Source organism: Streptomyces typhae, from assembly GCF_009755605.1.
Lineage (GTDB): Bacteria > Actinomycetota > Actinomycetes > Streptomycetales > Streptomycetaceae > Streptomyces > Streptomyces typhae.
In genome coordinates, this window is record NZ_WPNZ01000026.1 from 118,813 (window position 1) to 134,221 (window position 15,409).

Below are 15,409 nucleotides of genomic sequence, written 5' to 3' on the forward strand. Positions count from 1 at the left end.
TGCCGGTCGGCGGGGAGCCCGGCACGACCGGGTGGCCTGTGAGGGCGCCCCGGGCCGGCGCCGACGGCCGGTGCGGTCACGCGATCTCGCGGACCGCCACCACGTCCATCCGTGCCGGTGTCCCCGGCGCCGCTCCGCAGCTCTCCGCGCGAGGCGGCAGCGAGGTGCCCTGTGCCACGGCGACCCGCCAGCGCCGGCCGTCGGCGTGGGCGACCGTCACCTCCCAGCGGGGTGCGCCGCCCGCCGTGTGCACGATGCTCAGGACCCCTGCGGCCTCTTCCCGGACGGCCCTGCGCACCGCGAGTTCGGCCGCCTGCCCGGGACGGTCCCAGGCGGAGCTGCCCCGGCACCCTTCGGTGATCACGCGCCCGTCGCGCACGCCTTGCAGGATCTCCTTGACGGTGTGCGCCGCCGTACGGCCGTACGCGTATCCGTGCGGCAGTACGAGCAACGTGGGCGAGAACCGATGACCACCCAGATGAGTGATCTCCCAGACGCCCTCCTCCCCGGAGGCCGTGAGTTCGCTCGCGAGGGGTCTGCCGAGCAGCGCGCAGCAGCGGTCGCGTTTGCCGTTGGTGCACACGAGGGCCAGCGGCTCGCCGGTGTACGGTGCGCCGAAACCGCCGTGGTCGCCCGCGCCCAGCGCCGCGAAGTCCAGGTCCAGCAACTGCCGCGGCGCGTCCACCACGTGGGAACGCAGCCAGGCGTTGCCGGGGGCGGTGTGCGCGACGTACACCTGATGACGCGGAGAGGCGGCGCAGTCCGCGTGGCGTCCCGGGCGCCGGATGAGGGCGACGCGCACCCCCGTCGCGTCGGCGGCCCGCTCCAGCGCGCGCCCCACGTCCGGATCCAGATGGCTGGACGTGAGCGCCTTGGCGCCCCAGGGGCCCGGCTGTTCCAGGAGCAGCCATGTCCTCGCCGTGGCCGCGGTGCCCGCGAGGGGTTCGTTCAGGCCTCGCGAGGCAGTCGCGCACGTACTCACGGAGGTGAGCCTAACCTGCCGTCCGGCCTGGGCCGTTTCACTCGCCCGGCAGGTCGGACACGTCCGGCAGGTGCCGCGGCGGGCGTTCGCCGACGTACTGCCCGACGGGGCGCATCCGCATCGGCCGCTCCTCGTACTCCTCCAGGGCGTGCGCGATCCAGCCCGCCGTGCGCGCCACGGCGAAGATCGTCTCTCCCGCCTCGGCGGCCATGCCGGACGACGCGGTGAGGACGGCGAGCGCGAGGTCGACGTTGGCGTGCAGGTCCGTGTGGCGGGCGGCGGTGACCACGACGTCGCGGGCCGCCGCGAGGGCCGGGCCCGCCTTCGGCATGGTCTCCAGGAGGCCGAACAGTGCCCTCGCACGCGGGTCCTCGCCCTGGTAGACGCGGTGGCCGAGTCCGGGTACGCGTCGGCCCGCCCGCAGCTCGGCCGCGACCACCGGGGCCGCCGTGCCGCGGTCCAGGACCTCCAGGAGCATGCGGTGGGCGAGGCCGCTCGCCGCGCCGTGCAGCGGGCCCTCCAGGACGCCCAGGCCCGCGGACACGGCCGCGTACGGGTGGGCGCGTGCGGACGCCGCGACGCGCACCGCCAGCGTGGATGCCGCCAGGTCGTGGTCGACGAGCAGCGCGAGCGCGGTGTCCAGGGCGTGCAGGGAGGCCTCGTCGGGCTGGCGGCCGCTCAGACGGCCCCACAGCCGCCCGGCGAGGGGGCCTCCGTCGCGGTGGGTGGGCTGGACCGGCGGCAGGGCCGCCACGAGCGTCGGGATCAGGGTGCGGGCGGTGCCGATGACGGCTTCTTCGGAGAGGTCGAAACGCAGAGGGTCGGCCGCCGCGGCGGCGATGGCCGCCACCCGCAGCCGGTCCGTGGGGCCGCAGTGCTCCGGCAGGGCGCGTACGGCCAGGCGGGCGGCGCCGGCCGGCTCCGGAGGGGGCGTGAAATGGACTCCCGGCCGCAGTATGCCCGTCCACAGCCACTCGGCGACCTCTTCGTAGGTGTGGCGCAGGGCCAGTTCGGCGGCGTCCACCCCGCGGAAGTAGTAGCGATCCTTCTCGATCAGTGTGATGCGGGTGCGTACGGACAGCTCGTCGGCTCCTGTCACCGCAGCGCGTTCGCGCCTGTTCCTGCGGGCCAGGGCCTGCACTTCTCTGGGGTCGAAGGTGCTGCCGCGCGCGCCGGGGCCGCGGCGGCTGCCGAGCTGGCCGCGGCTCACGTAGGCGTACACGGTTTCCGGCTTCACGCCCAGTACTTCCGCCGCCTCCTTGGTGCTGAGCCGCCCGTCCTCGCGCGCGGACATCCTGCGGCCCGCTCCCTGATCCGTCATGGGCGTCACCGTATCCGTGCCTCGACAGCTGGATTTACATATTGATTCAATCAATATTGACAGGCATTCAGTCAAGCATGGACAGTCAAATCAAGTCCAGGGAGGAAGTAGAGGAAGAACATGCCGATCAATGGCTCCGCCGTCGCCCCCGCTACCCCCGCCGCTCCCGTCGAGGTCCCACGCGGACTCGCGGGAGTCGTCGTCACCGAGACGCAGCTCGGCGACGTCCGGGGGCGCGAGGGCTTCTACCACTACCGCCAGTACTCCGCCGTGGAGCTCGCGCAGACCCGCAGCTTCGAGGACGTCTGGCACCTGATGTTCCACGGCTCACTGCCGGATGCCGCGCAGCGGGACGACTTCGCCCGGCGGACGGCCGCCCTGCGGCACCTCCCGGAGGAGGTGGGAGCGGCACTGCCCGGTATCGCGCGCGCCAGTGCGCTCTCGGGACCGCTCGCCGGGCTGCGTTCGGCGCTGTCGCTGTTCGGTGCCGCCAAGGGGTTCCGTCCGGTGTATGACACCGACGGCGACCGGCGCCGCGCGGACGCGCTCGCCGCCTCCGCCGTGGTGCCCACGCTGCTCACCGCGCTGTACCGGCTCGGCCTCGGCCTCGACCCCGTGGAGCCCCGGGACGACCTTCCGTACGCGGCCAACTACCTGTACATGATGACGGGTTCGGAGCCGGACCCGGATCGTGCCCGCGCCATCGAGCAATACTTGATCTCCACCATTGATCACGGCTTCAACGCGTCAACATTCACCGCTCGGGTCATCACCTCGACCGGCGCGGACGTCGCCGCGTGCCTCGTGGGTGCCGTCGGGGCGCTCTCCGGCCCCCTGCACGGCGGTGCGCCGAGCCGCGCCCTGGACACCCTGGACGCCATCGGCACCCCGGACCGGATCGACCCCTGGATCCGCGAGCGGGTCCTCGCGGGCGAGCGGATCATGGGCTTCGGCCACCCCGTGTACCGCACGGAGGACCCGCGCTCGCGGATGCTCCGGGAGATCGCGCAGGGGTTCGGCGGCGAGCTGGTGGAGTTCGCGGTCCAGGTGGAGCGGCAGGTGGAGGCGATCCTCGCGGAGCTCAAGCCGGGCCGGGAACTCCACACGAACGTGGAGTTCTACGCGGGCGTGGTCATGGAGCTGTGCGGGCTGCCGCGCGAGATGTTCACACCGACCTTCGCGTCGGCGCGCGTGGTCGGGTGGAGCGCCAACGTCCTGGAGCAGGCGGAGGACTCGAAGATCATCCGGCCGGCGGCGCGCTATGCGGGGCCGGTTCCGCCCGTGCCGGTGCCCGCGCCGGTACCTGCGGCGGTGCCCGTGCCGGTACGCGCGGCGGTGCAGGTCACCGCGCCTGTGCCGGAAGAACCGACGGCCTGAAGGTCGCGCGCGGACGGCTCGGAATGCCCTCACCTGCGGGTCAGGGTTCCGCGCAGGTGGTCGGAGCAGGCGTGAGGCCCGGTGCCGATCGGGCATCGGGCCTCACGGGTGCAAGTTCGGTGGGGCGGGCGGAGGGTGCGTCATCCGGAGGCGGGCCTCGACGGGGTGGGTGGAGGACCTCGACGGAGAGGGCACGGTGAGCGCCGGTCGTCACTCCGCGCCGTGGCTCAGCTGTTGGGAATGTCCGCCTTCGCGCGGACGAGTGTCTCGCGGCTGATGATCACGATGCGTTCGTCGGCGGCACGGGCAGCGTCCGGGGGCAGCTCGCCGTCGAGCGCCGCGGTGGCCTCTGTCCCGATGACGGCGAAGTCGCCATTGGCGAGTTCGAAGATGTCGGGGCAGGTATCGCCGGCGAGACTGCCACGTTCCCGTGGTGACGCACCGATGCGGCGCACGATCTTCAAGTTGATCCCGGTCCTTGACGATTGATGGGGGCGGCCGCACCGACGGTGGCTGCCGTCCCGCGATACGGGCATGCTTCAGCACCCGCCCCCATGCTGTGGACGACGGGCGGGGGACAGGTTAGCCCCTCCTTATTGCACCTTCGTGACAGGCTGCCCGGCGGCGCGTTGACAGGCCGTGACCCGGACGCCTACCGCCGTGACGCGGGACGCCCACTGCTGTGACGCGGGATGCCGACAGGACGTGGTGTGGCGTGCTGACATGGCGCGGTGCGACGCTCCGGGACCGCACCGCGCCTCTGTGGCGGGCTGCCATTTCCGGCTCTATTTCTCCATATCCGCCTTTATTCCGGCGGCGGTTCGCCCACCACCCACCACTCGTCGGTGTCGGCCTCGTCCAGATCGCGGATCAGGGCGTCCGTCATCCGGCCCACCCGGGCCTCGTCGGAGGAGTCCTGAAGGCTGGCCCGCTGGTGGCGGGTGGCGTGCCAGTACTGGCGGAATATCTGGTTGGTGCATATCCAGCGCAGATGGCCGTGGAGTTCCTCCCAGCTGACGACACCACTGCGGTAGGCGAGCAGCGTGTTCGTGTAGAGGGCGTTGGCGAAGAGGAACTGTCGCCGCTGGGTCGGCGACTCGGCCTCCGCGATGCTGTAGACCGCGGCGAGATCCGGGTCCTCGATCGCCTGGCGCAGCAGATAGAGCTGGAGTTCCTGCTGCTCCGCCATCAGGGCGCGTTGCCACTCGGCGCGCTCCGCCCGGTCGACCTGTGCGCGGAGCTCTGCGTATTTGCGCTGTTGGGCGGCCAGGAGGGCGAGGCACCCGGCCGCGAGGGCGAGCCCCACCCGGGCCGCGGGGCGGAGCTCCCCTGTCCAGTGTTTCTGTGTGACCATGTCAACCCCCGAATCAGGCGACCGTCCGCCGGTCGTCGGTACGGGGCGACAGGGTGCGGACCGGCGAGCGATGGGCGGCGCTTGCCGTCTCCCAGGGTGCCCGAGCGGCTCTGATCGGTCGGGAGGCGGAGAGGAGGCGCACGGAAGGAAACGATGCTCACAAATCCTTGCGCCGTGCCCAATGTGTGCCCCACGAGCGCCGCTAACAATCGTTCACCGCGCGGCGCGTCTACGCGCACATATCCTGGAGCCGTCTTCAATCGTCGTACAGCTTTCGTCGCCCGCGATGTGTACGCGTTGTGGGTGACTTGATCCAGCTTGATGCGAGTTGACGCGAGGGGCAGCACGTGCGGGAGCAGCAGATTCCGGTCGTCGTACTCACCGGATTTCTCGGCTCGGGGAAGACGACACTCCTGAATCATCTGCTCCACCGCAGTGGCGGCAGCCGGATCGGTGCGATCGTCAACGACTTCGGTTCGATCGAGATCGACGCGATGGCCGTCGCCGGGGCGCTCGGCGACTCCACCGTCTCTCTCGGCAACGGCTGCCTGTGCTGTGCCGTGGACGCCAGTGAGCTGGACGAGTACCTGGAGCGCCTCGCGGGCCCGGCCGCGGACATCGACGTCATCGTCATCGAGGCGAGCGGGCTCGCCGAGCCGCAGGAGCTTCTGCGCATGGTGCTGGCCAGCGAGAATCCGCACATCGTGTACGGCGGTCTCGTGGAGGTCGTCGACGCCGCCGAGTTCGACGCCACCCGGCAGCGGCATCCGGAGGTGGACCGGCACCTGGGCATCGCCGACCTCGTCGTCGTCAACAAGGCCGACCGGGTGAGCGACGCCGAGCGGGAACGGATCCTGGCCGAGGTGCACCGCCTCACCGACCGTGCGGCGATCGTCTCCGCCTCGTACGGCCGCGTCGACGTGGGGCTCCTGCTCGACCGCAAGCCCGTGGGGGAGCGAGTGGGGCAGCTCTCCTTCGACGACCTGCACGACCACGAGGAGGGCGCCCCCGACGGCGGTCCGGACCGTGGAGGGGCCGTCGGCAGCGCGGACGGCGCCGACCGCGGGGACCAAGACTCCTGCGGCTGCGACAGCCCCGGGCACCACCTCCACGACGGCTACGAAAGCCTCGCCTTCACCGCGGACGCGCCGCTCAGCCCGCGCCGGCTCATGGCCTTCCTCGACAGCAGGCCCGAGGGGCTGTACCGGATCAAGGGCTACGTCGACTTCGGCGCAGCCGACGCCCGCAACCGGTACGCCGTACACTCCGTAGGACGCTTCCTGCGCTTCTACCCCGAGCCGTGGGAGCCGGGCGAGAAGCGGCTCACGCAGCTCGTCCTCATCGGGTCCGGCCTGGACGTCGCGGCCCTCGACGAGCAGCTGACGCTGTGCCGGGAGAACGACGAGGACGCCCCGGGCACCGACGAGTTCGGCATGTGGGGCGTCCTGCGTTACGTACAGGACCCGGAGCAGGGCTCCGAGGGGCCCGCGGGGTCCGACGGACCCGCGGGCTCCGAGCAGGGGCTCGATCAGCAGGTGCCCGAGGAGTTCGAGGCGCCGGAGGACGAAGCACTGGAGGCCGAGGCCTCGGGTCAGGACTCGAAACCTTCGCCCACTGCGGAAGGCTGAACCGGCCCACGGCCCGTGCCACGCCAAGCCCTCCGCGCGGCCACGCTCCAGTCCAAGCTGAGCTCTCCGCCCGGCCGAGCCCTCCGCCCGGCCAAGGCTCCAGGCCAAGCCAAGCCCTCCGCCCGGCCAAGGCTCCAGGCCAAGCCCCAGGCCCGGCCAAGCCCCAGGCCAGGCCAAACTCTCGGCCAGACCGAGCCCCCCGCCGGACCGAGCCCCCGGGGCTACGCCGGCCCCGCCACCGCAGCCACCGGCTTCGCCAGTGACACCCCGGAGCCGTCGCGGCGCGGGTCGGGCTCGGGCAGCTCCGCGGGGGAGCCGTTGCGCTGGGCCGCGCGGGGCGGGGTCGGGCCGGCCCAGGCGAAGCTCAGGCAGTCCTCTCCCTTGAGCAGGCGCTGGCAGCGCACACCGCCGGTCGCCCGCCCCTTGCGCGGATACTGGTCGAAGGGGGTGACCTTGGCCGTCGTCTGCACCGAGTCGTCGAGCGTGCCGCGCGAACCGGCGATCGTGAACACCACGGCGTCCACCGCGGGATCGACCGCGGTGAAGGAGATGACCTTCACGCCCTCGGCGAGCTTGATGCCCGCCATGCCGCCCGCCGGACGGCCCTGCGGGCGGACCTGGCCCGCCGGATAGCGCAGCAGCTGCGCGTCGTCCGTGATGAAGACGAGGTCCTCCTCGCCGGTGCGCAGCTCGATCGCGCCGACGATGCGGTCACCGTCCTTCAGGGTGATGACCTCCAGCTCTTCCTTGTTGCTCGGATAGTCGGGGACCACGCGCTTGACGACCCCCTGCGCGGTGCCCAGCGCCAGGCCCGGTGAGGACTCGTCCAGCGTCATCAGGCAGATGAGCTTCTCGTCCCCCTCCAGGGCGAGCAGTTCCGAGACCGGGGCCCCACCGGAGAGGTTGGGGGCCGACGCCGTGTCCGGGAGCTGCGGCAGGTCCACCACGGACAGCCGCAGCAGCCGGCCCTCGGACGTCACCGCGCCCACCTCGCCGCGCGCCGTCGCCGGAACCGCGGAGACGATCACGTCGTGCTTGACGCGCCTGCCCTCGCTCTCCCCGAAGGGCTCGCCGTTGGCGGTGCGCGCGAGCAGCCCCGTCGACGACAGGAGCACCCGGCACGGGTCGTCGGCGACCTGTAGCGGGACCGTGGCGGCGGGCGTGCCGCCGGACTCCAGGAGCACTGTGCGCCGGTCCGTGCCGAACTTCTTCGCGACGGCGGCCAGTTCGGTGGAGACCAGCTTGCGCAGCTCGGCGTCCGACTCCAGGATCCGCGTCAGCTCGTCGATCTCGGCGTTCAGCTTGTCGCGCTCGGCCTCGAGCTCGATGCGGTCGTACTTGGTGAGGCGGCGCAGGGGGGTGTCCAGGATGTACTGCGTCTGGACCTCGCTCAGGGAGAAGCGCTCGATCAGGCGCTCCTTGGCCTGCGCGGAGTTCTCGCTGGAGCGGATGAGGCGGATGACCTCGTCGATGTCCAGGAGGGCGATGAGCAGACCGTCCACCAGATGCAGCCGGTCGCGCTTCTTGCCGCGGCGGAACTCGCTGCGGCGCCGCACCACGTCGAAGCGGTGGTCGAGATAGACCTCGAGGAGTTCCTTCAGGCCGAGGGTCAGCGGCTGGCCGTCCACCAGGGCGACGTTGTTGATGCCGAAGGACTCCTCCATCGGCGTCAGTTTGTAGAGCTGTTCCAGGACCGCTTCCGGGACGAAGCCGTTCTTGATCTCGATGACCAGGCGCAGGCCGTGCTGGCGGTCGGTGAGGTCCTTGACGTCGGCGATGCCCTGGAGCTTCTTCGAGCCCACCAGGTCCTTGATCTTGGAGATGACCTTCTCGGGGCCCACGGAGAAGGGCAGTTCCGTGACCACCAGGCCCTTGCGGCGGGCCGTGACGGCCTCCACGGCGACCGTGGCCCGGATCTTGAAGGAGCCGCGTCCCGACTCATAGGCGTCCCTGATGCCCGACAGGCCGACGATCCGGCCGCCTGTGGGCAGGTCGGGGCCGGGGATGTGGCGCATCAGCGTGTCGAGGTCGGCGCCCGGGTGCCTGATGAGGTGGCGGGCGGCGGCGATGACCTCGCCGAGGTTGTGCGGCGGCATGTTCGTCGCCATGCCGACGGCGATGCCGGACGCGCCGTTCACCAGGAGGTTCGGATACGCCGCGGGGAGGGCTACCGGCTCCTTCTCCTGGCCGTCGTAGTTGGGCTCGAAGTCGACCGTGTTCTCGTCGATGGACTCCGTCATCAGGGAGGTCGCGTCGGCCATGCGGCATTCCGTGTACCGCATGGCGGCCGGCGGGTCGTCGTTGCCGAGGGAGCCGAAGTTGCCGTGGCCGTCGACCAGGGGGAGGCGCATCGAGAAGGGCTGCGCCATGCGCACCAGGGCGTCGTAGATCGACGCGTCGCCGTGCGGGTGCAGCTTGCCCATCACTTCGCCGACGACACGGGCGCACTTCACATACCCGCGCTCGGGGCGCAGGCCCATCTCGTTCATCTGATAGACGATGCGGCGGTGCACCGGCTTCATGCCGTCCCTGGCGTCGGGCAGGGCACGGGAGTAGATGACCGAATAGGCGTACTCGAGGAAGGAGCCCTGCATCTCGTCGACGACGTCGATGTCGAGGATCTTCTCCTCGAACGCGTCGTCGGGCGGCGGGGTCTTCGTGCTGCGGCGGGCCATCGCTGCTGCGGCTCCTTCACCAACAAGTGCGGGATCTGATGCCGACCATTGTGGACTGTCCCACTGACAACGCCGACCGCGACCCGGTGTGAACAGGGACCACACCCCGGCGGGGACCTCCGCCCACGCGACCGGCGACCCACGCCCGTCAACCGGGCGGCCCGCCCTCACCCCATCCGATGATCACCCGCCGACCATGATCACGTGACGCGACCGGGACGCGACGGCGATGCGGCCGCGACACGGCCGCCGCCCCGATCACGCCCAGGGCGAAACCCGACTACGCCCAGGGCGGAGCGGGAACTTCGCCAGGTGTCCGAGGCCTTGCATACAGTGGCAGGACTGGCAGCACTCAATGAGGATTCTGCGATCGAAGGGACGTACATGCCCATGGGTCACACGGCCACAGCCGAGACCGGCTCCGGCGGCCTGACAGCGACCGAGCACCGGCTGTCCAACGGCCTGCGCGTGGTGCTCTCCGAGGACCACCTGACCCCGGTCGCCGCGGTCTGCCTCTGGTACGACGTCGGCTCGCGCCACGAGGTCAAGGGCCGCACCGGCCTCGCGCACCTCTTCGAGCACCTGATGTTCCAGGGCTCGCAGCAGGTGCACGGCAACGGCCACTTCGAGCTGGTGCAGGGCGCGGGCGGTTCGCTCAACGGCACCACCAGCTTCGAGCGCACCAACTATTTCGAGACGATGCCCGCCCACCAGCTGGAGCTCGCCCTCTGGCTGGAGGCGGACCGCATGGGCTCGCTCCTGTCGGCCCTCGACGAGGAGTCGATGGAGAACCAGCGCGACGTCGTCAAGAACGAACGCCGCCAGCGCTACGACAACGTCCCGTACGGCACGGCCTTCGAGAAGCTGACCGCGCTCTCCTACCCGGAGGGCCACCCGTACCACCACACGCCGATCGGCTCCATGGCCGACCTGGACGCGGCCACCCTGGAGGACGCGCGGCACTTCTTCCGTACGTACTACGCGCCCAACAACGCCGTCCTCTCGGTCGTCGGCGACATCGACCCCGAGCAGACGTTCGCCTGGGTCGAGAAGTACTTCGGCTCCATCCCCTCGCACGACGGCAAGCAGCCGCCGCGCGACGGCTCGCTGCCCGAGCGCATCGGCAAGGAGCTGCGCGAGGTCGTCGAGGAGGAGGTCCCGGCGCGCGCCCTGATGGCCGCCTACCGCCTCCCCGAGGACGGCACGCGCGCGTGCGACGCGGCCGACCTCGCGCTGACGGTCCTCGGCAGCGGCGAGTCCTCGCGGCTCTACAACCGCCTGGTACGCCGTGACCGCACCGCCGTCACGGCCGGGTTCGGCCTGCTGCGGCTCGCCGGCGCGCCCTCCCTGGGCTGGCTGGACGTGAAGACGTCCGGCGAGGTGGAGGTCCCGGTCATCGAGGCCGCCGTCGACGAGGAGCTCGCCCGGTTCGCCGCGGAGGGCCCCACCCCGGAGGAAATGGAGCGGGCGCAGGCACAGTTGGAGCGCGAGTGGCTGGACCGGCTCGGCACGGTCGCGGGCCGCGCCGACGAGCTGTGCCGCTTCGCCGTCCTCTTCGGAGACCCCCAGCTCGCCCTCACCGCCGTGCAGCGTGTCCTCGACATCACCGCGGACGAGGTCCGGGAGGTCGCCGAGGCCCGGCTGCGCCCGGACAACCGCGCGGTGCTCGTGTACGAGCCCGTCACCCCCGAAGACGCCGACGACGAAGCCAGCGAGGAGGCGGCGAAGTGACCGAGGCCGCAACGATGGAGTTCCACCCGCAGCCCCAGGCGGGCACCGCCAAGCCCTGGGCGTTCCCGGCCCCCGAGCGCGGCGCGCTCCCCAACGGCCTCACGGTGCTGCGCTGTGACCGCCCCGGGCAGCAGCTCGTCGCCGTGGAGGTCCACCTCGACGCGCCCCTGGACGCCGAACCGCAGGGCCTCGACGGCGTCGCCACGATCATGGCGCGGGCCTTCAACGAGGGCACCGACAAGCACTCCGCGGAGGAGTTCGCCGCCGAGCTCGACCGCTGCGGAGCCACGCTCGACGCGCACGCCGACCACGCCGGTGTCCGGGTCTCCCTGGAGGTGCCCGTCTCGCGCCTGCCCAAGGCTCTCGGGCTGCTCGCCGACGCCCTGCGCGCGCCCGCGTTCGCGGACAGCGAGGTCGAGCGCCTGGTCCGCAACCGCCTGGACGAGATCCCCCACGAGAGCGCCAACCCCGCGCGCCGCGCGGCCAAGGAGCTCTCCCGGCAGCTCTTCCCCGCGTCCTCCCGGATGTCCCGCCCGCGCCAGGGCACGGAGGAGACGGTCAAGGCGATCGACTCCGCTGCCGTACGCGCCTTCTACGAGAAGCACATCCGCCCGGCAGCGGCCACCGCCGTGGTGGTCGGCGACCTCTCCGGCACCGATCTGGACGCCGTCCTCGCGGACACCCTCGGCGCGTGGACCGGGGGAGCGGCCGAACCGCGCCCGGTGCCCGCGGTGACCGCCGACGACCGGGGCCGCGTCGTCATCGTGGACCGCCCCGGCGCCGTGCAGACGCAGCTGCTCATCGGCCGCGTCGGCCCGGACCGGCACGACCGTGTGTGGGCCGCGCAGGTCCTCGGCACGTACTGCCTGGGCGGCACCCTCACCTCGCGTCTCGACCGCGTCCTGCGCGAGGAGAAGGGCTACACCTACGGAGTGCGCGCCTTCAGCCAGGTGCTGCGCTCGTCGGCGGACGGCACGGGCGCCGCGATGCTCGCCATCAGCGGCTCCGTGGACACCCCGAACACGGGTCCGGCCCTGGAGGACCTCTGGAAGGTCCTGCGTACGCTCGCCGCGGAGGGGCTCACCGACCCGGAGCGGGACGTCGCCGTGCAGAACCTCGTCGGGGTGGCCCCGCTGAAGTTCGAGACCGCCGTCGCCGTCGCCGGGACCCTCGCCGACCAGGTCGAGCAGAACCTGCCGGACGACTTCCAGGCGCGTCTGTACCGCCAGTTGGCGGAGACGGGCACCGTGGAGGCCACCGCGGCCGTCGTGAATGCCTTCCCCGACGACCGCCTCGTGACGGTCCTCGTGGGCGACGCCGCGCAGATCGAGGAGCCCGTGAAGGCCCTCGGCATCGGCGAAGTGAGCGTGGTCACCGGCTGATTCCGCCGCCGCGCCGCCCCGTCGCGCACGTCGTCACGGAGGCGCGGGAACCGCGAGAACAGGGACCCCAGCGACGCAAGATGTCGCTGGGGTCCCTGCATGCGGTCATATGTCCGAATTGATGGGGAGGTTGCTCGTCTGCCCTGTGGCGTGCGCTACAAAAGTGCTGATCCGTTTGTTCTTCGAAAGAAGTGGCGTTTAGCGTCGGTCCGGCTGTCCGTCAGGCACTACGCCGCGTCCGCGGCACCGGACAGTCATCGCCGAGTCCCCGTACGGCGCGAGCCAGGGGAGCCGGGGACCCACGTCCCTGGGGTGAATCGGACCCCTTGCCGCGAGGCGAGGAGCCCGTAGGAGACCTTCCTGCTCCGAACCCGTCAGCTAACCCGGTAGGCGAGAAGGAAGGAAAGGACCAGCCGCTTCATGGCGTTCATCCGCCCGACCGGCAAGCACCGCCGTCCCAGCCGTATCACGCGTACGACCGCCGGTGCCGCGGGTGTTGCCGCGCTCACCACCACCGGTGTCATCTCCGGTCTTGCCGCCCCGGCGCTCGCCGCCGAAGGAGCCTCCGCCGACTACGCGCACGCGGGCCTCACCCAGTCCATCTCCGTCGGCGACTCCCTGGCCGGTGAGATCGACGCCCAGGCCGCCGCCCAGAAGCAGGCCGCCGACGAGGCCGCCGCCAAGGAGAAGGCCGAAGCCGAGGCGAAGGCCAAGGCCGAGGAGGCCAAGCGCAAGGCCGCCGAGGCCAAGCGCAAGGCCGAGGCCGCCGCGAAGGCCAAGGCCAAGGAGGAGCGCGAGGCCAAGGAGCGCGCCGCCCGCGAGGCCGAGCGCAAGCGCCTGGGCTCGTACGTCTCCCCGATCGACGGCAGCTACGTCTCCACCGGCTACAAGACCGGCGGCGCCATGTGGTCCTCCGGCAGTCACACCGGCGTCGACTTCCACGCCGCGTCCGGCACCCAGGTCCAGGCGGTCGCCGCGGGCACCGTCGTCGAGGCCGGCTGGGGCGGGGCGTACGGCAACAACGTCGTGATCCGCCACAACGACGGCACGTACACGCAGTACGGCCACATGTCGTCCCTCGGTGTCACGGTCGGCCAGACGGTCACCCCCGGCCAGCAGATCGGCCTCTCCGGCTCGACCGGCAACTCCAGCGGCCCGCACCTGCACTTCGAGGCCCGTACCGGCGCTGACTACGGCTCCGACATCGACCCCGTCGCGTACCTGCGCTCGCACGGCGTCAACGTCTGACAGTCCTCGTCCGGCAGTCCCGGTCCGGCACGCCTCGTCCGGCAGTCCCGGTCCGGCACGCCTCGTCCGGCAGTCCTGGTCCGGCAGTCCTCGTACGAAAGCCCCGGCTCGCCCGAGCCGGGGCTTTCGCGTCTCCGCGCCCCTTGGCCAAAAGATATCCATGGATTACCTCCGCCCGTCGGAAAATCGGGCCGGCTGCAATAGAGTTCACGTCGGCAGGGGATTCATGCAGGCAGGGTTCGCGGAATCGTTGAACGAGCGTCATTCGGCGTGTTTCGCGGGCATCAAAGCGGAGGTCCGTCATGCGCATTCCCGCGCAATCGGTGTGCACGGCCATCCGGGGCGACATCGTCTCCGGTGTCTACGAACGCGGCACGCGCCTGACCGAAGACCTGCTCGCCCGCCGCTACGGAGTCTCCCGCGTCCCCGTGCGCGAGGCCCTGCGCACCCTGGAGGCCGAGGGCTTCGTCGTCACCCGCAGGCACGCGGGGGCCTGCGTCGCCGAGCCCACCGAGCAGGACGCGGCCGACCTCCTGGAGGTCCGCACCCTCCTGGAGCCGCTCGCCGCGGCGCGCGCGGCACAGCGGCGCACGGACGCGCACCTGAAGGTCCTGCGTGGGCTCGTCCGGCTCGGCCAGGAGCGGTCCCGGCGCGGCGCCGCCGAGGAGCTGCGCTCGCTCGACGGCTGGTTCCACGAGACGCTCGCCCAGGCCTCCGCGAGCCCCGGCCTGATCACCCTGCTCACCCAGCTGCGACACAAGATCGCCTGGATGTACGTCTCCGAGCCGCAGCCGGCGCCCCTGGAGGCGTGGGCCGAGCGGGCCGCCGTCGTCGACGCCGTTGCCCGCGGCGACGCGGAGCGGGCCCGCGCCCTGACCGCGCTGCACGCCGAGCGGTCCGTCGTCGCGCACCGGCCGCGGCGGGCCGCCCGCGCGGGGCGTGTGAGGGGTTCGCAACATCCCGTCAACACGGTGAGTGCGCGGAATTAACAGCGGCGCCCTATAAAAAGAGAAGCTGGCATCGAATGCGAGGAAATAATTGTGGACGCGGTAATTCGGGTCGCACTTCTTCGATGCGCCCGATGCCCGATGCCCAATGCCCGATGCGCCCATCCGGAGATCTGCCGATCCACGGATCAGCGGATGCGCTTGCGGAATCCGATGTGCCGTAGATGTGATGTGCTGTAGACGGCCCCGTCCTGCTTTCCGTAAGAACAAAAAAGCGGTGGAGCCGCGAGGCCCAGAGGCCCGCGGCTCCACCGCACCGCACTGCACCCGACCTGGTCGGGCACGCGTTCAGACGGTCTCGGGAAGCTCCTCGAGCCCCTCGGCGACCAGCTTCGCCAGACGGTCGAGGGCGGCTTCCGCGCCCTCGGCGTCCGACGCGAGCACGATCTCCTCGCCGCCCTGCGCACCCAGACCGAGCACCGCGAGCATCGAGGCGGCGTTGACCGGGTTGCCGCCGGCCTTGGCGATCGTCACGGGAACGCCTGCGGCCGTGGCCGCGCGGACGAAGATGGAGGCGGGCCGGGCGTGGAGGCCCTCGGCCCAGCCGACGTTGACGCGGCGCTCAGCCATGTGTTGCTGCCCTTCCAGGTGTCTCACACTTGTCTAGACCAGTCTCTCATGCCAATCCGGATGGTCTTACCGGACGGTCACCATCCGGATAGGACGGCCGTCGGCGAGCCGGTCGGCGCCTCCTACCTTGCCCC

General features: G+C 71.4%; 12 protein-coding genes and 1 riboswitch. Of the genes, 6 read left to right on the plus strand and 6 right to left on the minus strand.

The genetic code is table 11. The features are described from left to right. Positions 1–76 precede the first annotated feature (76 nt). Together GPA10_RS34625 and GPA10_RS34630 are read right to left on the minus strand one after the other, a co-directional pair. On the minus strand, positions 77–982 hold the full coding sequence (locus tag GPA10_RS34625; RefSeq protein WP_343041647.1) for a ferredoxin family protein: 906 nt from the start codon (positions 980–982) through the stop codon (positions 77–79). A 37-nt stretch (positions 983–1,019) separates the two neighbouring features. After that, entirely contained in the window at positions 1,020–2,303 is a 1,284-nt protein-coding gene (locus GPA10_RS34630) for a citrate synthase (RefSeq protein WP_246260303.1), read from the minus strand. A gap of 120 nt (positions 2,304–2,423) precedes the next feature. On the opposite strand from GPA10_RS34630, the gene GPA10_RS34635 reads away from it, so the two are divergent. Further along, a complete protein-coding gene (locus GPA10_RS34635; RefSeq protein ID WP_246260305.1) occupies positions 2,424–3,680 on the plus strand; it encodes a citrate synthase/methylcitrate synthase in 1,257 nt (418 codons plus the stop codon). A 227-nt stretch (positions 3,681–3,907) separates the two neighbouring features. On the opposite strand, the gene GPA10_RS34640 is transcribed toward GPA10_RS34635, so the two are convergent. Then, entirely contained in the window at positions 3,908–4,144 is a 237-nt protein-coding gene (locus tag GPA10_RS34640) for a hypothetical protein (RefSeq protein ID WP_058852591.1), read from the minus strand. Between the two features lie 341 nt (positions 4,145–4,485). Continuing rightward, complete coding sequence (locus GPA10_RS34645; RefSeq protein WP_157168904.1) at positions 4,486–5,034, minus strand: DUF6082 family protein; 549 nt, start codon at positions 5,032–5,034, stop codon at positions 4,486–4,488. Positions 5,035–5,381: 347 nt separating this feature from the next. Here GPA10_RS34645 and GPA10_RS34650 point away from each other — a divergent pair, with 347 nt between their 5' ends. Then, complete coding sequence (locus GPA10_RS34650; protein WP_343041648.1) at positions 5,382–6,662, plus strand: CobW family GTP-binding protein; 1,281 nt, start codon at positions 5,382–5,384, stop codon at positions 6,660–6,662. A gap of 221 nt (positions 6,663–6,883) precedes the next feature. Here the strand turns inward: GPA10_RS34650 and GPA10_RS34655 are convergent, their stop codons facing one another. After that, entirely contained in the window at positions 6,884–9,337 is a 2,454-nt protein-coding gene (locus GPA10_RS34655) for a DNA gyrase/topoisomerase IV subunit A (protein WP_157168905.1), read from the minus strand. 384 nt (positions 9,338–9,721) lie between these two features. Here GPA10_RS34655 and GPA10_RS34660 point away from each other — a divergent pair, with 384 nt between their 5' ends. The 4 genes from GPA10_RS34660 to GPA10_RS34675 all read left to right on the plus strand — a co-directional run bounded on the left by GPA10_RS34660 (position 9,722) and on the right by GPA10_RS34675 (position 14,687). Further along, positions 9,722–11,068 (plus strand): M16 family metallopeptidase, encoded by a 1,347-nt coding sequence (locus GPA10_RS34660; protein WP_425505868.1) that lies wholly within the window; start codon positions 9,722–9,724, stop codon positions 11,066–11,068. Next, positions 11,065–12,450 (plus strand): M16 family metallopeptidase, encoded by a 1,386-nt coding sequence (locus GPA10_RS34665; protein WP_058852587.1) that lies wholly within the window; start codon positions 11,065–11,067, stop codon positions 12,448–12,450. Before GPA10_RS34660 ends, GPA10_RS34665 begins: the two co-directional genes overlap by 4 nt. 248 nt (positions 12,451–12,698) lie before the next feature. Next, positions 12,699–12,857, plus strand: a riboswitch (cyclic di-AMP (ydaO/yuaA leader). A gap of 13 nt (positions 12,858–12,870) precedes the next feature. Further along, complete coding sequence (locus tag GPA10_RS34670; RefSeq protein ID WP_157168906.1) at positions 12,871–13,698, plus strand: M23 family metallopeptidase; 828 nt, start codon at positions 12,871–12,873, stop codon at positions 13,696–13,698. Positions 13,699–14,000: 302 nt separating this feature from the next. Continuing rightward, the gene (locus GPA10_RS34675; protein WP_157168907.1) at positions 14,001–14,687 is read left to right on the plus strand and encodes a GntR family transcriptional regulator; all 687 of its coding nucleotides are present in this window, start codon (positions 14,001–14,003) and stop codon (positions 14,685–14,687) included. A gap of 306 nt (positions 14,688–14,993) precedes the next feature. Here the strand turns inward: GPA10_RS34675 and GPA10_RS34680 are convergent, their stop codons facing one another. Beyond that, a complete protein-coding gene (locus tag GPA10_RS34680; protein WP_157168908.1) occupies positions 14,994–15,275 on the minus strand; it encodes an HPr family phosphocarrier protein in 282 nt (93 codons plus the stop codon). Positions 15,276–15,409 lie beyond the last annotated feature (134 nt).